Source organism: Tepidiforma sp. (genome assembly GCF_034433535.1).
Lineage (GTDB): Bacteria > Chloroflexota > Dehalococcoidia > Tepidiformales > Tepidiformaceae > Tepidiforma.
The window spans coordinates 1-19,387 of sequence record NZ_DAOUAO010000110.1; the positions used below are offsets into that span (position 1 = coordinate 1).

A 19,387-nucleotide genomic window follows, 5' to 3' on the forward strand; every position below is an offset into this window, starting at 1 on the left:
TCTCCTCCGCCGACCTCACCGCCGCCGAAATCGCCGACCTCCTCGACCTCGCCGCCGCCATCAAGCGCCGCCCGCAGAAGGTCCTCGTCGGCAAACACCTGGCCCTCCTCTTCGAAAAAGCCTCCCTCCGCACCCGGGTGAGCTTCGAAATCGCCATGGACCACCTCGGGGCGTTCACCATGTACCTCGACCCCCGCGAGGTCGGCCTCGGCGAGCGCGAGGCCATCCGCGATGTGGCCCGCGTCCTCGCTCGCTACGTCGATATCGTGGCCGTCCGCACTTACGGCCAGTCCATCATCGAAGAGTACGCCCGCTTCTCCTCGATCCCCGTCATCAACGCCCTCACCGATGAGGAGCACCCCTGCCAGGCCCTCGCCGACCTCCTCACCCTGCGCGAGAAGTTCGGCGATCTGCGCGGCCGCACGCTCGCTTTCGTCGGCGATGGCAACAACGTCTCCTCCAGCCTCACGCTGACCGCAACCGCCCTCGGCATGGACGTCCGCATCGCATCGCCGCCCGGCTACACGCTCCCGGAATGGGTCCTCACCGAAGCGGAAGCCCGCGCCCGGGCCAGCGGCGGCAGCTTCCGCAGCACCACCGACCCCGTCGAGGCGGTTCGCGGCGCCGAGGCCCTCTACACCGACGTCTGGACCTCCATGGGCCAGGAGCGCGAGGCCGAGCGGCGCAAGATCGATTTCGCCCGCTACCAGCTCAACGCCGCGCTCGTCGCCCACGCCGCCCCGGGCGCGCTCATCATGCACGACCTCCCGGCTCACCGCGGCGAAGAGATCACCGACGACGTCTTCGAATCCCCCACCTCGGTCATCTTCGACCAGGCCGAAAACCGTGTCTGGGCCCAGGCCGCTGTGGTCGCCTTCCTGCTCGGCGCCGCTCCAGCTATCGAACGCTGAACCCTGAGTTCCCCTCGCTCGGCGTATCATGAGGCGTCCGCTGTGCGGGCGCCCAGGCCGCCATGCTCGATACCCGGCACTTCCGCGAGATCCTCGACCAGTTCACAGTCACCAGCGCGATCGATGTCCTCCTGATCGCGGCGCTCATCTATGCCACCCTGCGCATCCTCAGCGGAACCCGTGCGATGACCCAGCTGCGCGGCCTGCTCGCGCTCTTCCTGGTCTTCGTCGTCCTCGGCCGCGTGCTCGACCTCACGGTCATCAACTACCTCGTCGAGCATTCCGTTACGGCGCTGCTGGTGGGCGTGGTCATCATTTTCCAGCCGGAAATTCGCCGCGCCCTCGACCGCCTCGGCAGGACCGGCGTCTCCGGCTGGTTCCGCGCATCGGATTACGCCGAGGTCATCGAAGCGGTCAGCCGCGCCGCCGCCCGCATGGCTGCCGCCCGCCACGGCGGCATCATCGTCATCGAGCGCGAGACCGGCCTCCAGGACGTCATCGAAACTGGCGTGCCCATCGATGCCCGGGTCACCGCCGAGCTGCTCACCAGCATCTTTTTCCCCAACTCGCCGCTGCACGATATGGCGGTCGTCATCCGCGAGCAGCGGGTGGTCGCCGCGGGCTGCGTCCTTCCCCTCTCGGCCAACCCCGATGAGCGCAGCCTGGGCACCCGCCACCGCGCGGCCCTCGGCATCACCGAAACCACCGATGCGCTCGCGGTGGTGGTCTCCGAAGAAACCGGGCAGATCTCCGTCGCGCTCAACGGGCGGCTCACCCACATCCCGGATGAGCGCCGGCTCCGCGCCGTGCTCGAATGGGTGCTCGAACCTGGCGCCGCCCGCGGCCCGCAGCCCGTGGAAGAGGTGCGGGCATGAACCGAACGCCCAACGGCCTCTCGCGGATGCAGGTCCTGCGCCAGCTGCTGACCGGCTCCGCCCGCTCCCTGCGCCAGCACTGGACCCAGGCGACCTTCAGCCTTGTCGCCGCCTTCGCCATCTGGGCCGTCGTCCAGGATGTTGAAAACCCCCGGCAGACGGTCACCTTCCCCGAAGAGGGCCAGCCTCCCTCCATCGTGGTCACCGCCGAAAACGCCGGGCCCTACATCGTCAAAGAGAGCTACTCCGTGCGCGTCGTCGCGGAGGGCCGCCAGGACGACCTCGCAACCCTCACCGCCGCAGACTTCGAGGGACGCGTAGACGTCCGGGGCATGCAGCCCGGCGTCGAGGAGTTCCGGCAGGTGCGGGTCATCTCCCGCCGGCCGGGCGTGCGCGTCATCCAGGTCATTCCCTCGCAGGTCCGCATCACGCTCGTCGAGCCCGCCGTGCGCGAAGTCCCGGTCACCATCCGTCGCTCCGGTCAGCTGCCAGCCGGCTTCCGCGAGAACGAATCGGAGACCACCGTGGAGCCGGCCATCGTCACCATCTCCGGCCTCCCAGAGCGCGTCCAGTCCGTCCAGTCCGTCGACCTCGATGTCAACCTCTCCGGCGTCAAGGACAGCACCTACACGGTCACCGGCGAGCTCGTCGCACGCTCCGCTACCGGCACGGTCGAAACGGTGACAATCACCCCGCCCCGCGCCACGGCCACCATCCGCATCGGACAGACGTTCGTCCAGCGCACCGTGCCCATCACCGCCGACATCACCGGCGCGCCGGCCGCCGGCTACCGCATCGCCTCGGTCACGATCGACCCACCGGTGGCCACCGTCTCCGGCGAGCGCGCCGTCGTCAACGAACTCGTCTCGCTCGCAACGGAGAAAATCGATGTCACCGGCGCCCGCGCCGAGCTCAGGCTTGTCCGCAACCTCGTCGCCGTACCAAACACGTCCGTCGACTTGCGCAGCGTTACCGTTACGGTCCGTTTCGAACCGATCCTGGCAGCCGCGGCGCTCACCGTCGCGCCAGAGTTCACTGGCACCCCCGTTGGCCTCGCTCGCGACCCGGCCCGGCCGGTCTTCGTCGAGGTGCGCGTCACCGGCCCGGCCGACCTCATCGCTGCGCTCAAGCCGTCGGATATCCGCGCCACGGTGAACCTCGCGGGTGCCACTGCGGGCACGGCAGCCTATCCTGTGACGGTGACAGGTCCGACCGGCATCACCATCGAAGCCCCTCCAACGGTCAGCGTGACCCTGGTCCGGGTCCTCCCATGACCACTACTGACCTGCTCCCCCGCGTCGTCATCGTCGGCCGGCCCAACGTCGGCAAGTCCTCGCTCTTCAATCGCATCCTCGGCGAACGTCGGGCCATCGTCGAAGACGAGCCTGGAACCACCCGCGACCGCATCGAGGCCGACGTCGAATGGCTCGAGCGCCGCTTCCGCCTGATCGATACCGGCGGCTTCGAAACCAACGAGGAGAACGTCTACGCGCGGCCGATCATGGACCAGGTCCGCGCTGCCATCGAACAGGCCGCGGTCGTCGTCTTCGTGGTAGATGCCCGTGATGGCCTCACCGCCAGCGACTACGACATGGCTGACGTTGTCCGCCGCGCGCAAAAACCCACCATCCTGGTCGCCAACAAGGCCGACAACGAGAGCCGCGAACTCGCCGGCATCGCCGAGGCATCCGCCCTGGGCTTCGGCGAGCCGCTGCCCGTCAGCGCCCTGCACGACATCAACGTCCGCACGCTCCTCGACCGGGTGGTGGAGCGCCTCCCCGATGTCCCGCTGCTGCCGGAATCCGACCGCACGCACGTCGCCATCATTGGCCGGCCCAACGTCGGCAAATCCATGCTCGTCAACGCCATTCTCGGCCAGGAGCGCGTGATCGTGAGCGATGTCGCCGGCACCACCCGCGACGCCATCGACACCGAAATCGACACCCCCGAAGGCTCGTTCACGCTCATCGATACCGCCGGGGTCCGCCGCCCGGGACGCCTCGGCCGGGGCGTCGAGCGGCACTCGGTGCTCCGCACCACGCGCGCCGTCGAACGCTGCGATGTCGCCGTCCTCGTCGTCGACGGAACCGAGGGGGTCACGGCGCAGGACACCCACATCGCCGGCATCGCGGTCGAAAACGCCAAGGGCCTCGTCATCGCCGTGAACAAGATCGACCTCTGGGATGACCCGGCCGAGCGACGCACCTGGGCCGAACGCCAGATGCGCAGCCGAGTGCGCTTCGTGCCCTGGGCGTTCGTCACGTTCATCTCCGCGCTCGAGCGGCGGGGCCTCCCCGAGCTCCTCCGGCTCGTCCGGGAAGCGCGCGAAGCCCGCCGCCGCCGCATTCCCACCCCCGAACTGAACGCCATCATGGCCCGCGCCGTCCGCGAGCACGTGCCGCCGCTCGTCCACAACCGGCGCTTCAAGCTCTTCTACGTGACCCAGGCCGGCATCGACCCCCCGACCTTCGTCCTCTTCGTGAACGACCCCGAGCTGGTCCACTTCAGCTACCGCCGCTACCTCGAGCGCGCCATCCGCGAGGCCGCCGATTTCGAGGGCACCGCCATCAGGCTGGTATTCAGGGCGCGTTCCGGCGAAGATTCCACCTCGTGACGGACTACCTCCTCAACGCAGCGCTCGGCTACCTCCTCGGCTCCCTCCCGTGGGGCCTGATCATCGGGTACCTCTGGCTCGGGCGGGACATCCGTGAGTCCGGCTCCGGCAAGACGGGCACCACTAACGTCCTGCGCACCGCAGGCAAGGTCCCCGCCGTCCTCGTGATGGTGCTTGATATCGCCAAGGGCACCGCCCCCGCGCTGGTCGGCCGCTACATCTTCGACAGCAACGCCGTGGCGGCCGTCGGGGCGGGCGCCTCGATCGTTGGGCACGTGTGGCCAGTGTTCGCCGGGTTCCGCGGCGGCCGCGGCGTCGCCAGCACCTACGGCGGCATCCTCGGGCTCGCGCCGGCCATCTCCGTGCTCTTCCCCGTCATCGGGGCCGTCCTCGTCGCCACCACCCGCTACGTGTCGTTCATGTCGGTAGTGGGGGTCCCGATTTGCGCCGCCATCATCTGCGGGCTGGCCATCGCCGGCGAAACCGACCCCGCCTTCGCCTGGTATGCGCTCTTCGCCACCGCCCTCGTCGAATACAAGCACATCCCGAATATCCGGCGCCTCCTCAACGGAACCGAACCCCGCATCGGCCAGGGGGGCGACCGCCCGGCGACCGGCTGAGATGGCGCACTTCGCCGTCCTCGGCGCCACCTCCTGGGGCGTCACCCTCGCCGCCCTGCTCGAACGCGCCGGCCACGATGTGACCCTTATCGTCCGATCGGAGCTCGAAGCTCATGCCGTCCGCGCCGCCGGCGGCCTCCCGCGCCTCGCCGAGCACCCCGTGCTCTCCCACCGCGTGCACCTCACGCCGGCGCCGCTCGAGCCCTCGATCGCCGCGGCGCTCACCGGCGCACTGGTCGCCGTGCCCTCCCACGCCTTCCGCGCCTCGGTCGAGGCAGCCGGACTCCCCCGCGCGCTGCCAGTCGTCTCCGCCGCGAAAGGCCTCGAGCTCTCCACCGGCAGCCGCCTCACCCAGGTGCTCGAAGACCTCGGCTTCGCCCGGGAGCGCATCGGCGCGCTTTCCGGCCCGAACCTCGCCCACGAAATCATCCAGGGCCTCCCGGCCGCGGCCGTCGTGGCGGTGCCCGACCTCGCCCTCGGCGACCTCTGGCAGGCCTCCCTTTCCTCCGGAACCTTCCGCGTCTACAGCTCCGCCGATGTCCTCGGCGTCGAACTGGCCGGCGCACTGAAAAACGTGGTCGCGATCGCCGCCGGGGCGGCCTGGGGGCTCGGCTTCGGGGCCAATGCGGTCGCCGCCATCATGACGCGCGGCCTTGCGGAGATGACCCGCCTCGGGGTCGCCCTCGGTGCTGAGGCTGCCACCTTCCAGGGCCTCGCCGGCGTCGGCGATCTCGCAGCCACCTGTTTCTCCCCCCTCAGCCGCAACCGGCGCTTCGGCGAACTGCTCGCCCGCGGCCTTTCGCCGACGGCGGCCGCCGCCGAAATCGGCGAAACGGTCGAAGGGGCCGTGACGGCCGCCGCTGCGCTCCGCCTCGCCGGGTCGGTTGGCGTCGAGCTGCCCATCACCGCCGAGGTGGCGGCCGTCATCGGCGGTGAGCGTACCGTACCCGAGGCGATGGCCCGCCTCCTCGGCCGCCCGCTCGCCCGCGAGGAACTCCCCCGGCGCTGATGCTACGATCAGCGTCATGACCTCCCCCGCCTTGCAGCGCCTCATCGACGGCCTCATCGCCGGCGACCGCCCGCGCCCGTCCGATATCGCCGTGCTCTCCGACCTCGGCCGCGCCGATGCTGCCTACGTCAGCGACCGCTGGCAGAGCGTGCCCCTCCCGACGCGCGAATACCTGCTCGACGAGGCCTACGAGCTCGCCGACGACGACATCTCGCTCGACTTCACCGCCCTCGGGCGCATCGCCCTGCGCGACCCCGAACCCTCCGTCCGTTTGCGGGCCGTCCAGGCCCTCTGGGAATCGACTGACCCCGCCGCCGGCGACCTCCTCGTGGCCCTCGTCGAATCGGAGCCCGACGCCGATGTCCGCACCGCCGCCGCGCGCAGCCTCCTGCGCTACATCGAAGCCGCCGAGTACGGCCGCTTCGACCCCTCGGTCGCTGCCCGCATGGTGACCGCCCTGCGCACCGCCGCCGCATCCCCCGATGAGGAGCTGCGCGCAGCCGCCGTCGAATCGCTCGGGCCCATCGGTGAGCCCTGGGTCGGGGACCTGATTGAATCCGCGTACGAAAGCGGATCGCCCGCGCTGCAGCTCGCCGCCCTCCGCGCCATGGGCTACTCCGCCCGCGAGCGCTGGGTCGAGTACATCGCCGAGCAGCTTTCCGCCGAAAGCTCCGAGATGCGCTTCGAGGCTGCCCTGGCCGCCGGCAACCTCGGCTCCGAAGAGCTGGTTCCCGCCCTCGGCGAGGCGCTCAACGATGACGACGCCGAAGTGCTCTTCGCCGTGATCGAAGCCCTCGGCGACATCGGCGGCGACGCGGCTGTCGAGCTGCTCGAAGCCTACCGCGAAGAGGCTCCCCCCGGCCTCGAAGACGCGGTCGACGCCGCCCTCGAAAATGCCCGCGGCATCCTCTTTCGCCGCTTCGGAGACCTCCCGTGACCATCCGCGGCCGCCTCCCCATCGAGGACGTGGTCTCCGCGGGCGGTGTCGTCTGGCGCCGCAACGCCGAGGGGCAGGTCGAAATCGCTATCTGCGGCCGGACCGGCGAACTTCTCTGGGTGCTGCCGAAGGGCACGCCCGATGACGGCGAACCGCTCGAGCAGACCGCCCTCCGTGAAGTCCGCGAAGAAACCGGCCTCGAAGTCCGCCTCGGCGAACCCATCGGCAGCATCGAATACTGGTTCACCGCCGGCGGCGTGCGCTACCACAAACGCGTCCACCACTGGCTGATGGAGCCCATCGGCGGCGACGTCGCCAACCACGACCACGAATTTGACGTGGTCCGCTGGGTCACCATCCCCGAGGCGCTCGAACTGCTCACCTACGAGGGCGAGCGCGACCTCGTCCGCCGCGCCGCCCAACGGCTCGGTGCCGAGCCATGACTCTCGAAGCCGCGCGCGGAGAGCACGAAACGCTCGTCATCGCTCGCGGCCGCACCGTCCTCCTGCGCCGCAAACGCCGCGCTGATGCCATCGATGAGTTCGCCTGGCGCCGCGACCCCGAAACGTCACGCCTCAACGGACAGTCGCCGCCGCCCAACTCCTTCGCCCGCTTCCTCGAACTGTTCGAACAGGAGCTCCTCTTCGACGGCCGCGGCCGGGAGCAGCTCGCTATCGATACCCTTGCCGGCGAACACATCGGGACCGTCATGTACTACCGCGGCGAAGACGGCGTCTCCTGCGAACTCGGCATCACCATCGGCCCGCCGGCGCACCGCGGCAGGGGCGCCGGCCGCGAGGCGGTCGTCCACTTCCTCCGCCACGTCTTCGACAGCCACCCCTACCGCGAGGTGTACCTCCACACGCTCGAATCGAACCTCCCAGCGCGGCGCGCCTTCCTCGCCGCCGGCTTCAACCCCACAGTAACGGTCCTTCGCGGGTCCGACCGCTATGTCCGCATGGAAGCGCGCCGCGAATGGTGGCTCCTCTGGGACATGGAAGGCCGCTTCGCCTTCGCCGACTCGCCCCGTGCGCCGGGGCCCGGAAGCTGACATCACCGCGCGTTCACCCCGCTGTCACCCCCGCAATAGCTGCATCATCACCAGCCTGATCTGGGCACGCCCGCCCAACGGTCGACATTCGTGGTAGAGCACACCCGGCCCCCGGCGCCACCCGGTGCGATGCAGGAAGGTGATATGCAGCAGCAATTCCCCCCGACCTCCGGCAGCCTCGCCATGCAGCCGGAGTATGCCGAGGAACCGCGCCCGCACGCACCGCGCCCTTCACCCGGCCACCTGCGCGCACTGCCCTCCCTGCCCGAGGCACCGGTTCACCTCCACGAGCTCGGCCTCCCTGAACGGTTCATCGAAGACCTCACCCTCAAGACGCTCTACCGCATTACCGTCCCCACCCCCGTCGGCATCGCCAACGCCATGCGCGTCTCGCCCGGGGTCGTCCGGGAAGCGCTCGACGAGCTCCGCCGCCAGCGGCTCGTCGAAACGACCTCCGCCTCCGGTCGCCTCGAAACCGAGTGGCAGTATCGCCTTACCGAGCTGGGCATGCGCGAGGCCGAAAACGCCTTCGGGCGCAGCAAGTACGTCGGTCCCGTGCCCGTTCCCATCCAGGACTACTTCCGCGTCCTCGAACACGATACCGAGGTCGGCGCCCCGGACCCCGTCCGCCTCGCCCGGGCATTGCAGCAGCTCGTCCTCGCCCGCGAAGTCGTCGCCAAGGTCTGCCTCGCCCTCACCTCCGGACGCCCGGCCATGCTCTGGGGCGCACCCGGCAACGGCAAGACCACTATCCTTGAGCTGACCAGCGAGGCCATCCAGGGCGTCACCCTCATGCCGATGGCCGTCTACGTCAGCGGCCACATCATCCGCCTCTACGACGACCTCGTGCACCAGCCGGTCGAAGGCGACGACACCGCCGATGCCACCTCGCAGTTCGACCGCCGCTGGCTGCGCATCCGGCGCCCGTTCGTCTTCGTCGGCGGCGAACTCCGCCCTGAGGACCTCGACCTCGCCTACGACCCGGCTCTCGGCTACCACCAGGCACCGCCGCACGTCAAGGCGCACGGCGGGTTGCTCGCCATCGATGACTTCGGCCGCCAGCAGGTCTCCCCGCAGTCCCTTCTCAACCGCTGGATTGCCGCCCTCGAGCGCGGCGAGGACACCATGGCGCTCGTCACCGGCGAACGCATCACCTTCCCCTTCCGCTCGACCATTTGCTTCAGCACCAACCTCGAGCCCAAAGTCATGCTCGAAGAGGCCCACCTGCGGCGCATCCCCTACAAGATCCGCATTCCCGAACCCACGCCCGAGCAGATGGCCGAAATCTTCCGCCGCTTCGCCGATGCGATGGGGGTCGAAGCTACGCCCCAGGCGATCGACGTCGCGGTCGAACTCGTCCGCCGCGCTTCCGGGGGCAACTTCCGCAGCTGCCATCCGCGCGACATCCTGCAGCTCATCATCGAAGAATCCAGGTTCGTGAAGCGGAAGCCCGTCCTGGAACCGGGCGCCACCCGCCGCGCCTGCGAGGTCTATTTCGCCGTCGATCCGGGGCCCGTCACGCCGCGCCAGTAACCCGGTCGAGGATTGCCGCCAGCTGCCGCGCGCCGTGCACCAGGCTCGGCCCCGGCGCGAGGATATCTGCCGACTTGATCTCATACAGGTGACCGTTCCTCACGGCCGGCAGTGCATCCCAGCCCGGCCGCGCAGCGATTCGCTCCAGCCGCGCTTTCTTGCCGCACCAGCTCGCGATGATCACCTCCGGCGCGGCCGCCAGCACGTCCCCCGGCTGCACCACCCGGTCCGGAGCGCGCCGCTGCGCGCGCATCCCCGCGAACACGTCCTCCCCGCCGCAGAGCTCAATCAGCTCCGAGACCCAGGCGATCCCGGTGATCAGCGGGTCGTTCCACTCCTCGAAGTACACGCGCGGCCGGCGGTCGCGCCGCCGGCTGCTCCGCCCGGCAACCGTTTCGAGCTCCGCCTCCACCTCGCGGGCGAGCGCCCGGCCGCGTTCCGGCTCCCCGCACGCCGCCCCGATGAGCTCAATCGCGGCGTACGTCTCTTGCAGGGTCCGCTGGTTGGTAACCAGTACCGTCACTCCGGCCCGGATAAGCTCGGCCGCCAGCGGCGCCTGGATATCCGAAAACCCGAGCACCAGGTCCGGCTCGAGGGCAAGGATGCGGTCGATCGCCGCTGTCTGAAAGGCTGCCACCTTCGGCCGTTGCCGCGCCTCGGGCGGCCGAACCGCGTACCCCGAAACCCCGACCACCCGGTCGCCCGCGCCGACCGCGAACGCGACCTCCGTCGTCTCGGCCGTCAGGCAGACGATCCGCCGCGGTCCCACGGCCTATTTCCGCTTTTCCAGCTCGAATTCGTACTGCTCGATCACCGGGTTGGCCAGCAGTCGCGAACACATCTGGTCGACCTGCTCGGCCGCGGCCTTCGCGTCGGGCGCGTGCAGTGCGACCTGGAAGTAGCGCCCCGAGCGGACGCCCTCGACCGCGCCGAACCCGAGCGAGCCCAGCGCGTTCGCGATGGTAATGCCCTCCGGGTCGTTCACGGTCGGCTTGAGCGAAACGTAGACCCGGGCCAGGAACTGCTTCTCAGCGGTCTCCGCCCCGTTCTTCTTCTGCTTCTTCTCGGACTTCTTGGTCACAGCGAAAGCTCCTCCCCGGTCAGCATGCGGTAGGCCGTCAGGTATCGCTCTACGGTCGCATCCACCACCGACTGCGGCAATTCCGGCGGCGGGTCGCCCTCGCGCCAGTTGGCCGCCAGCCAGTCGCGCACCGGCTGCTTATCGAGGCTCGGCTGGGGGCCGCCCGGGCGATACTCGCTGGCCAGCCAGAAGCGGCTGCTGTCCGGCGTCAGCACTTCGTCGATGAGGATGACTTCGTCGTTCCACCAGCCGAACTCGAACTTCGTGTCGGCGATGATGATGCCCCGCTCCAGCGCAACCGTGTGGGCATAGGTGTAGAGCGCGAGCGTCCGCACGCGCATCGCGTTGGCGGCCTCGTCGCCCACAAGCTCCACGAGCTGTTCGTAGGTGATGTTCTCGTCGTGTCCGCTGGCAGCCTTCGTGCTCGGCGTGAAGATCGCCTCCGGCAGGCGATCCGACTCGCGCAGCCCCTCCGGCAGCGGGATCCCGCAGACCGTGCCCCGCTCCCGGTACTCCTTCCACGCGGAACCCGAAAGGTAGCCCCGGGCGATACACTCGGCATCCAGCCGCTGTGCCTTCCGCACCAGCATCGAACGCCCGTAGTACGCCTCGCCCAGCTCGAACGGCACGAGGTGGCGGTTCTCCCGCGTAATGACGGCGATGAAATGGTTCGGGATCACGCCGCTCACCCGCTCGAACCACCACGCTGAGAGCATCGTGAGCACCTTGCCTTTGCCCGGGACCGGCGTCGGCAGCACCACATCCAGCGCCGAGATCCGGTCCGTGGCCACGATCAGCAGGCGGTCGCCCAGGTCGTAGGTGTCGCGCACCTTGCCGCGGTGCGTCAGCCCTGGCAGGTTCGATTCGAACAGGACGTCAGCCATGCTCAGCATCCCGCAGGTTGAGGTAGAACACCGTCGTCGTCGCGGTCACGAACGCGACCAGCGGCACCAGCAGGATGCCCTGCACCACCGAGACGCCCGCCCCCACCAGCACCTGCGTCGTCCGCGAACCGCCGACCGCGCCGCCCAGCAGCGAGAGCATCGCCAGCGGCCCAATCACGATGAGCAGCGTCAGGGCGATCACCCCCAGCATGCGCAGCATATGCCCCCGCATCACGGTCCAGCTGCGCCCCAGCGCAGAGAGCGCCCCGCGCTCCTCGAGCATGAACGCTTCGAAGGCGAGCGCGAACCGGATGGCGAGGTACGGCAGGACCAGCAGCCCGACGATCGACACTGCCGCGACCGCCACGCCGGCAGTCACGATGAGCGCCAGCGCGAACAGCCCGCCCATCCGCGTGAAGGCCGGGTCCAGCGCCCCGGTGAGCGAGACCGGCCGACCCTGCAATACCCCCGCGATGGAGACGATCGCGGCGCCGCGCGCCACCTGCGCGAACAGCGCCTCCCCTGCGCTGACCATCAGGGCCAGGGCCAGCTGCCCGCCCCGGGTCGCGTTCAGCGGCTCGTCGGCGAAGACGGTCAGAAGCATCCCTGCCGTGATCGCGGCCGCCGCGATGGCCGCCGGCACCTGCACCACCGCGACCGGGCCCATCACCTCCCGCGGCCGACTCGTGACGAGGTTCCAGGCGGTCGCGATCACCTGCCGCGCCGGCAGGAACCGCGGTGCCGGGGGGCTGCCCGCTGCCTGCATCAGAGCCCGAGCCGCTCGTAGGTGGCGTCGATGTTGCGCAGGTAGAACCCGTAGTCGAACAGGCCCCGGAGCTCCGATTCGCTGAGCCGCGCCGTGACCTCCGGGTCGGCCAGCAGCAGATCGAGGAACGGCACCCGCTCGTTCCATGCCCGCATGGCGTTGCGCTGGACAATGGCGTACGCCTCCTGGCGGCTCAGGCCCGTCTCGATCAGCGCGAGCAGCACCCGCTGCGAAAACACCAGCCCGTAGGAGCGGTCGAGGTTCTCTCGCATGCGCTCCGGGTACACCCGCAGCCGGTCCATCACGCCGGTGAAGAGCGTCAGCATGTAATCCAGCACCAGCGTCGCATCGGGAAACACGATCCGCTCCGTGGAGGAGTGGCTGATGTCGCGCTCGTGCCAGAGCGCAACGTTCTCCATCGCGGTGACGGCGTAGCCGCGCAGCACCCGCGCGAGCCCCGTGATCCGTTCGCACAGCTCCGGGTTGCGCTTGTGCGGCATCGCGCTCGAACCCGTCTGGCCCTCATCGAATGGCTCCTCGGCCTCGCGCACCTCGGTCTTCTGCAGCGCCCGGATCTCGGTCGCGAACTTCTCCAGCGAGGCCCCAATGAGCGCGAGCGTGGTCACGAACTGGGCGTGCCGGTCCCGCTGGATGACCTGCGTCGAGGCCGCCTCTACGCCGAGGCCCAGCCGCTCGCAGACGATCTCCTCGAGCCGCGGCGGGACCGAGGCATGCGTCCCAACTGTGCCCGAGATGGCCCCTACCGCGACTGCCTCTCGGGCGGCCACCAGCCGCGCCCGGTTGCGACGCATCTCGTCGACCCACACCGCCAGCTTCAGCCCGAACGTCGTCGGCTCCGCGTGCACGCCGTGCGTTCGCCCCACGCAGAGCGTATGCCGGTGCGCCTTCGCCTGCCGCTCCAGCACTGCCAGCAGCCCGTCGATATCGGCCAGCAGCAGGTCGGCGGCGTCGCGCAGCTGGAGCGCTGTGGCAGTATCCCACACGTCGGAGCTCGTCAGCCCGAAGTGGACGTACCGCCCCTCTTCGCCCAGCGACTCCGCCACCGAGCGGAGGAAGGCGGTGACATCGTGGTGGGTGATCTTGATGTACTCGTTGATCTTCTCGAGGTCGAAGCGGGCATCGCGCCGGATCTTCTCGGCCGCCTCGCGCGGGATCTGTCCCAGCTCGGCCCACGCCTCGCAGGCGGCGATCTCAACTTCCAGCCAGCGCTGGTATTTCGCTTCGTCAGTCCAGATGGCGGCCATTTCCGGCCGCGAGTAACGCGGGATCACCCCGGTATGGTACCTGCCCTGTCCCGCCCGGAGAAGATTAGGACGGCCGCTACTCGCCCTCTTCGACCGCCTCCAGCGCGATGTCCGTCCGGTAGTGCATCCCGTCGAACCGAATCCGCCGCACGTTGTCGTACACCCGCTCCCGCGCCTCGCGGATCGTCGTCGCCCGCGCCGCGACCGTGAGCGCCCGGCCGCCGCTCGTGACCACCTTCCCGTCGGCCAGCCGCGTGCCGCCGTGGAACACCTGTATCCCGGGGTCGACCCGGTCGAGCCCCTCGATTACCTTGCCCGTCTCGTACTTGCCCGGGTAGCCGCCCGGCACCAGCACCACGCAGACCGCCGCCTCATCCGACCAGCGCACCTCGACCGAATCCAGCCGGCCTTCCGCCGCCGCGCGGGTCACCTCGTACAGGTCCGATTCGAGCCGCAGCATGTGCACCTGCGTTTCCGGGTCGCCGGAGCGGGCGTTGTATTCGATGACCCACACCTGCCCATCGCCCACCATCAGCCCCGGGAAGAGCGTGCCCGCGAAGGGGTGGCCCTCCTCGCGCATTCCCCGCAAGACGGGGCCGATGACGCGCTCCTGTACCAGCGCCGCGAGGCCCGCATCGATGCCCCGCGTGGGCGCGTAGGCGCCCATCCCGCCGGTGTTTGGGCCCTGCGCCCCGTCGAAGGCCCGCTTGTAGTCGGTCGCGAACGGCCAGAGCACCGCCCGGGTCCCGTCGCAGAACGCGTGCGCGCTCGTTTCGAACCCGCGCAGCTCTTCCTCCACCACCACGGTGGTCCCGGCATCGCCGAAGGCGCGCTCCACGAGCATCGAGCGCAGGATGTCGAGCGCCTCCTGGCGGTTGGCGGCGCCCACCGCGCCCTTGCCCGCCGCCAGCCCCGAGGCCTTCACCCAGAGGCGCTGCTCGGGCAGGGTCTCAACCCACGCCGCCGCTTCGTCGTACGAACTGAACGAGCGGCCCCGCGCGGTGGGGATGCCGTGCCGCTCCATGAACCCCTTCGCCCACGCCTTGCTGGCTTCGATGCGCGCCGCCGCGGCCGTCGGCCCGTAGCAGAGGACACCCTCGGCCTGCAGCCGGTCGACCAGCCCCAGCGGCTGGGGGTCGTCCATCGTCGCGAGGTAGAAGTCCACCCGGTGCGCCTTCGCTGCCGCCACCAGTCCATCGACGTCCGTTGGCCGGATGTCCAGGTTGTGGACAAAGGCTGCCGTGCCGGCGTTGCCCGGCGCCACGAAAATCTCCCCCACCTGCGGCGACTGCGCCAGCTTCCAGGCGACCGCATGCTCGCGCCCGCCGCTCCCGACCAGCAGGACCCGTGCGCTCACCGGCTTACTCCCATTCGATCGTGCCCGGCGGCTTCGGCGTGATGTCGAACACCACCCGGTTCACCCCGTGGACTTCATTCACAATGCGGTTCGAAATCCGCGCGAGCAGCTCATGCGGCAGCCGGGCCCAGTCCGCGGTCATCGCATCGTCCGCGACCACCGCCCGGATGGCGACGGCGTAGCCGTACGTCCGGAAATCGCCCATCACGCCCACCGTCTTCGTGTCCGTCAGGACGGCGAACGCCTGCCAGAGGTCGCGGTAGAGCCCGGCATCGCGGATTTCATCCATCACGATCCGGTCCGCCATGCGCAGGATGGCCAGCTTTTCGCGCGTGACCTCGCCGATGCAGCGGATTGCCAGCCCCGGTCCGGGGAACGGGTGCCGCCAGACCATCTCCTCCGGCAGCCCGAGCGCCTCGCCGATGCGCCGCACCTCGTCCTTGAACAGGTAGCGCAGCGGCTCCACCAGCTCGAACTTCATGTCCGGCGGCAGCCCGCCCACGTTGTGGTGGGTCTTGATGGTGCTGGCGCCCTTCCCGTGCGAACCGCTTTCGATGACGTCCGGGTAGAGCGTGCCCTGGCACAGGAAGCGTGCGTTCTCTACCTTCCGCGCCTCGCGCTCGAACACGCGCACGAACGTGTTGCCGATGCGTATCCGCTTGGTCTCCGGGTTGGTCACCTCCGCCAGCTGCGCGAGGAACTCGTCCTCCGCCTGCACGTGCACGAGGTTGATGGCGAGGTTCTTGCGGAAGGTGGTCACCACCTCCTCGGCTTCGCCTGCCCGCAGCAGGCCGTTGTCGACGAAGATGCAGGTCAGCTGATCGCCGACCGCGCGATGCACCAGCACCGCCGCCACCGCGCTATCGACCCCGCCCGAGAGCCCGCAGATGACCCCGGCGCTGCCCACCTGCCGGCGGATCGCCTCCACCGTCTCCTCGATTAAGTTGCCCGGCGTCCAAGTGCCCTCGGCCCCGCACACGCCCTGCACGAAGTTCCGCAGGATGTCCTTCCCGCGCGGCGTGTGCGCCACCTCGGGGTGGAACTGCAGGCCGTAGTAGCGCCGGGAGAGGTCGGCCATCACCGCCAGCGGCGAATTCGCCGAGCTGGCGTACCCAGTGAACCCCGGCGGCAGCACTTCGATGCGGTCCCCATGGCTCATCCACACTTCGAAGTCCTGCGGGAGCCCCTCCAGCAGCGGTGCGGCGTGGTCGCGATGCACAACCGCCGGCCCGTATTCGCGTTCCGCCCCGGGCGCCACCTTCCCGCCCAGCCGGTGCGCCATCACCTGCATGCCGTAGCAGATGCCGAGCACCGGCAGCCCCGATTCCCAGACCCACTCCGGGGCCATCGGCGCGCCCGGCTCGTACACGCTGTTCGGCCCGCCCGAGAGGATGATTCCGCGCACATCCATGCCCGCCAGCCGTTCCGGCGGCGTGTCGTAGGGCAGCAGCTCGCAATAGACGTTCAGCTCCCGCACGCGCCGGGCGATCAGCATCGAAAACTGCGAGCCGAAATCGAGCACCACGATGCTCTCGTGGCGCGTTGCCGGGTCCTGCGCGGGCGATGGAGCGGAGGGGGAGCGCGATTCGGCCATCGGTCAGGCTACACTCGTCTCGAACGCTATCCCAATCCCCCTGTGCGGGCAACGGACCACTCCCAAATGACCGATTCCTCCCCGGGCGGCCTCGTCGCCGCCGCTGTCTCCGCCCTCCAGGCCGGTGACCTCGTCATCCTCCCCACCGACACCGTCTACGGCATCGCCGCAGACGTCCGGAACGACGACGCCGTGCGCGCCATCTACCGCGCCAAGCAGCGCGACCCCGGCCAGCCGCTCCAGCTGCTCTTCGGCCGACAGTCTGTCCTTCTCGAGCAGTACGCTGTGCTCACCCCCGCGGCCATGCGGCTCGTGGAAACGCTCGGCCCCGGCGCCTGGACCGTCATCGTCCCCCGGCGCCCCGGCTGGGATAGCCCGGCCCTCTCCGGAGGCAACACCGTCGGCTTCCGGGTCGTCCCGGTCGACCTCGTGCTCGACATCATAGATGCCCTGGGCGCGCCGCTGGCGGCCACCAGCGCGAACGTCTCTGGCGGCCCCAGCCCCACCACGGCCGATGAGGCGCGCCGGCAGGTGGGCGCCTTCTGCTCGGTCGTCATCGATGGCGGCCCAACCGCCCACGGGCTCGACTCCACCGTCATCGACCTCTCCGGGGCGGAGCCCGAAATCCTCCGCGAAGGCGCCATACCCGCTGACACAGTCGCCCGTATACTGGGCCTCGCGACCATCCCCGTCCGCAGGAGCGTCCGCCAGTGAAGTTGGCCTTCGGCGCCGACCACGCCGGTTTCGAACTAAAAAACCACCTCGTCGCCGTGGCGCGCGACCTCGGCCACGAAGTCCTCGACCTCGGCACCCACTCGCCGGAGTCGGTCGACTACGCCGATTTCGCCGAGGCCGTGGCCAACGCTGTCGTCTCTGGAACCGCCGACCTCGGCGTGGTGCTCTGCTCGAACGGCGTGGGCATCTCCATCACCGCCAACAAGGTCCCTGGCATCCGCTGCGCGCTCTGCCACACCAGCTGGGGCGCTGCCCGCGCCCGCCAGCACGTGAACGCCAACGTGCTCGCCCTCGGTGCCTGGGAGATCGGCAGGGGGGTCGCTGAAGATATCCTCCGCGCGTTCCTCGCGAACGAGTTCGAAGGCGGCCGCCACGAGCGCCGCGTCGCCAAGCTCCACGACGTCGAACGGCGCGGCATCGCGAAAGAGGCTGCTTCGTCATGAGTGATGGAATCGGCAAGAAAACCGTCCGCGACATCGACGTTCGCGGGCGCCGGGTGCTGGTGCGCGCCGATCTCAACGTCCCGCTGGAGAACGGCGTCATCACCGATGACACCCGCATCCGCGAGTCGCTCCCCACGATTCGCTACCTCCTCGAACAGGGTGCACAGGTCATCACCTGCTCTCACCTTGGGCGCCCGAAGGGTCCCGACCCCGCCCTCTCCCTGGCCCCGGTCGCGGGCCGCATGGCCAACCTCCTCGGCCAGGAGGTCCTCTTCGCCGAGGATTGCGTCGGACCGGTCGCGGAGGCGGCCGTCGCCTCTATGGGGCACCACCCCCTCCTCCTCGAAAACCTGCGCTTCCACCCGGGAGAGGAGGCCAACGACCCGGGGTTCGCCCGCCAGCTTGCCAGCCTCGCCGAGGTGTTCGTGAACGATGCCTTCGGTGCGGCCCACCGCGCCCACGCCTCCACCGAGGGCGTGACCCACTACCTGCCCGCCGTCGCCGGCCTGCTGATGGAGAAGGAGGTGCGCTACCTCGGCGCACTGGTCGCCAACCCGCCGCATCCGTTCGCGGCGGTCGTCGGCGGTGCCAAGGTGTCGAGCAAGCTGCCCGCCATCCGCCACCTGCTGCCCCGCATCGACCTCCTGCTCGTCGGCGGCGGGATGGCCAACACCTTCCTCAAAGCCCGCGGGCTCGAGGTCGGCGCCTCGCTGGTGGAAGACGACCTCCTCGATGCGGCCCGCGACGTCATGGACCAGGCGGCCGCGCGCGGCGTCTCCGTCCACCTCCCGGTCGATGTCGTCGTGGCTGAGCGCTTCGCCGCCGACGCATCCCACCGCACCGTCCCGGTCGACCAGGTGCCCCGCGGCTACCTCATCGTCGATGTCGGCCCCGAGACCGTCCGCGCCTTCGAAGCGGCGCTGCGCCCGGCCCGCGCCGTCGTCTGGAACGGTCCGATGGGCGTCTTCGAAATGGAGCCCTTCGCGGCCGGCTCGTTCGGGCTCGCGCGGGCCATCGCCGGGCTCGATGCCACTACGGTGGTCGGCGGCGGCGAGACGGCCGCGGTCGTCGCCGCGACGGGCCTGCAGGACCGCTTCACCCACGTCTCGACCGGCGGGGGCGCCTCGCTCGAGATGCTCGAAGGGCGCACGCTTCCCGGCGTCGCCGCCCTGCTCGATGCCTGAGTCCGACGTCTTCCGGCTCCGCGGCCAGCGTCCTGTGACCGTCATCCTCTGGGGCGTCGCGCTCGCCTTTGCCGCGCTGGCGCTCGCCCTGGGCATCGGCATCCTTGCGGCGGGCAACGGCCCTGCCGCCATCGTGGTGGTGCCCCTGCTCATCGTCGCCGCCTTCCTCGCGGCCATGGCCCGGCGGCTGCCCGCCGCCCGCGTCGAGGTCCTGCCTGCCGGCCTCGCCGTCCGCTTCCCGTTCGCCATCGACGAGACCATCCCCTGGGCCGAGGTTGCCGACGCCGCCGTCGTACGCCATCGCTGGTGGAACGGGCTCGGCATCCGCACCAACCTGCGCGACAACGTCGCGCTCGCGACCCTCCCGGGGCCGGCCGTCGCGGTGACGTTCCGCAGCCCCCGCCGGGTCGCCGTCATCCCCTGGACCTTCCGCATTGGCGCCCGCCGCCTCATTCTCACCGTCGAATCTCCGCAGCGGCTGGCCGAGGCCATGTGCAGCCGCCTGGAGGCGGACAGGAGGAGCTGAAG

General features: G+C 69.9%; 21 protein-coding genes. 14 read left to right on the forward strand and 7 right to left on the reverse strand.

All coding sequences use genetic code 11. From position 1 onward, the window contains the following. The 10 genes from argF to VAE46_RS05965 form a co-directional block, all read left to right on the forward strand. Window positions 1–911: ornithine carbamoyltransferase (gene argF, locus VAE46_RS05920; protein ID WP_322795996.1), on the forward strand; the 911-nt coding region annotated here is incomplete at its 5' end. Window positions 912–973: 62 nt separating this feature from the next. Beyond that, window positions 974–1,786, forward strand: coding sequence for a diadenylate cyclase CdaA (gene cdaA, locus VAE46_RS05925; protein WP_322795997.1), 813 nt, complete (start codon window positions 974–976; stop codon window positions 1,784–1,786). Next, window positions 1,783–3,060 (forward strand): YbbR-like domain-containing protein, encoded by a 1,278-nt coding sequence (locus VAE46_RS05930; RefSeq protein ID WP_322795998.1) that lies wholly within the window; start codon window positions 1,783–1,785, stop codon window positions 3,058–3,060. Before cdaA ends, VAE46_RS05930 begins: the two co-directional genes overlap by 4 nt. Continuing rightward, the gene (der, locus tag VAE46_RS05935; protein WP_322795999.1) at window positions 3,057–4,400 is read left to right on the forward strand and encodes a ribosome biogenesis GTPase Der; all 1,344 of its coding nucleotides are present in this window, start codon (window positions 3,057–3,059) and stop codon (window positions 4,398–4,400) included. Before VAE46_RS05930 ends, der begins: the two co-directional genes overlap by 4 nt. Then, window positions 4,397–5,020, forward strand: coding sequence for a glycerol-3-phosphate 1-O-acyltransferase PlsY (gene plsY / locus VAE46_RS05940; RefSeq protein ID WP_322796000.1), 624 nt, complete (start codon window positions 4,397–4,399; stop codon window positions 5,018–5,020). Before der ends, plsY begins: the two co-directional genes overlap by 4 nt. A 1-nt stretch (window position 5,021) precedes the next feature. Beyond that, entirely contained in the window at window positions 5,022–6,029 is a 1,008-nt protein-coding gene (locus VAE46_RS05945; protein WP_322796001.1) for an NAD(P)H-dependent glycerol-3-phosphate dehydrogenase, read from the forward strand. A 16-nt stretch (window positions 6,030–6,045) separates the two neighbouring features. Continuing rightward, window positions 6,046–6,966 carry a HEAT repeat domain-containing protein gene (locus tag VAE46_RS05950; RefSeq protein WP_322796002.1) on the forward strand — a complete coding sequence of 307 codons (921 nt, stop codon included), beginning with the start codon at window positions 6,046–6,048 and terminating at the stop codon, window positions 6,964–6,966. Beyond that, a complete protein-coding gene (locus VAE46_RS05955) occupies window positions 6,963–7,409 on the forward strand; it encodes an NUDIX hydrolase (protein ID WP_322796003.1) in 447 nt (148 codons plus the stop codon). The genes VAE46_RS05950 and VAE46_RS05955 overlap by 4 nt, the downstream gene beginning before the upstream one ends. Next, window positions 7,406–8,017, forward strand: coding sequence for a GNAT family N-acetyltransferase (locus tag VAE46_RS05960; RefSeq protein ID WP_322796004.1), 612 nt, complete (start codon window positions 7,406–7,408; stop codon window positions 8,015–8,017). The genes VAE46_RS05955 and VAE46_RS05960 overlap by 4 nt, the downstream gene beginning before the upstream one ends. Window positions 8,018–8,161: 144 nt before the next feature. Continuing rightward, window positions 8,162–9,550 (forward strand): hypothetical protein, encoded by a 1,389-nt coding sequence (locus VAE46_RS05965; RefSeq protein ID WP_322796005.1) that lies wholly within the window; start codon window positions 8,162–8,164, stop codon window positions 9,548–9,550. On the opposite strand, the gene VAE46_RS05970 is transcribed toward VAE46_RS05965, so the two are convergent. From VAE46_RS05970 to guaA, 7 genes are read right to left on the reverse strand one after another with little or no spacing between them, the layout of a single operon-like run. Then, window positions 9,534–10,319 (reverse strand): cobalamin-binding protein, encoded by a 786-nt coding sequence (locus VAE46_RS05970; RefSeq protein WP_322796006.1) that lies wholly within the window; start codon window positions 10,317–10,319, stop codon window positions 9,534–9,536. The genes VAE46_RS05965 and VAE46_RS05970 overlap by 17 nt on opposite strands. 3 nt (window positions 10,320–10,322) lie before the next feature. Further along, window positions 10,323–10,631 carry a phosphoribosylformylglycinamidine synthase subunit PurS gene (purS, locus tag VAE46_RS05975; RefSeq protein ID WP_322796007.1) on the reverse strand — a complete coding sequence of 103 codons (309 nt, stop codon included), beginning with the start codon at window positions 10,629–10,631 and terminating at the stop codon, window positions 10,323–10,325. Beyond that, window positions 10,628–11,515, reverse strand: coding sequence for a phosphoribosylaminoimidazolesuccinocarboxamide synthase (locus VAE46_RS05980; protein WP_322796008.1), 888 nt, complete (start codon window positions 11,513–11,515; stop codon window positions 10,628–10,630). The genes purS and VAE46_RS05980 overlap by 4 nt, the downstream gene beginning before the upstream one ends. Then, complete coding sequence (locus VAE46_RS05985) at window positions 11,508–12,281, reverse strand: hypothetical protein (RefSeq protein WP_322796009.1); 774 nt, start codon at window positions 12,279–12,281, stop codon at window positions 11,508–11,510. Before VAE46_RS05985 ends, VAE46_RS05980 begins: the two co-directional genes overlap by 8 nt. Then, entirely contained in the window at window positions 12,281–13,573 is a 1,293-nt protein-coding gene (purB, locus tag VAE46_RS05990) for an adenylosuccinate lyase (protein ID WP_322796010.1), read from the reverse strand. Before purB ends, VAE46_RS05985 begins: the two co-directional genes overlap by 1 nt. 49 nt (window positions 13,574–13,622) lie before the next feature. After that, the gene (gene purD / locus VAE46_RS05995; RefSeq protein WP_322796011.1) at window positions 13,623–14,903 is read right to left on the reverse strand and encodes a phosphoribosylamine--glycine ligase; all 1,281 of its coding nucleotides are present in this window, start codon (window positions 14,901–14,903) and stop codon (window positions 13,623–13,625) included. Between the two features lie 4 nt (window positions 14,904–14,907). Beyond that, the gene (guaA, locus tag VAE46_RS06000) at window positions 14,908–16,497 is read right to left on the reverse strand and encodes a glutamine-hydrolyzing GMP synthase (RefSeq protein WP_322796012.1); all 1,590 of its coding nucleotides are present in this window, start codon (window positions 16,495–16,497) and stop codon (window positions 14,908–14,910) included. Window positions 16,498–16,563: 66 nt separating this feature from the next. Between guaA and VAE46_RS06005 the strand changes: the two genes are divergently transcribed. Genes VAE46_RS06005 through VAE46_RS06020 form a run of 4 tightly spaced genes read left to right on the forward strand, consistent with a single transcriptional unit; the run spans window position 16,564 to window position 19,385 of the window. Then, window positions 16,564–17,211, forward strand: coding sequence for an L-threonylcarbamoyladenylate synthase (locus tag VAE46_RS06005; protein ID WP_322796013.1), 648 nt, complete (start codon window positions 16,564–16,566; stop codon window positions 17,209–17,211). Continuing rightward, entirely contained in the window at window positions 17,208–17,675 is a 468-nt protein-coding gene (gene rpiB / locus VAE46_RS06010) for a ribose 5-phosphate isomerase B (protein ID WP_322796014.1), read from the forward strand. The genes VAE46_RS06005 and rpiB overlap by 4 nt, the downstream gene beginning before the upstream one ends. Before the next feature lie 8 nt (window positions 17,676–17,683). Further along, a complete protein-coding gene (locus VAE46_RS06015; RefSeq protein ID WP_322796028.1) occupies window positions 17,684–18,859 on the forward strand; it encodes a phosphoglycerate kinase in 1,176 nt (391 codons plus the stop codon). Beyond that, the gene (locus tag VAE46_RS06020; RefSeq protein WP_322796015.1) at window positions 18,852–19,385 is read left to right on the forward strand and encodes a hypothetical protein; all 534 of its coding nucleotides are present in this window, start codon (window positions 18,852–18,854) and stop codon (window positions 19,383–19,385) included. The genes VAE46_RS06015 and VAE46_RS06020 overlap by 8 nt, the downstream gene beginning before the upstream one ends. The last annotated feature ends 2 nt before the right edge of the window (window positions 19,386–19,387 follow it).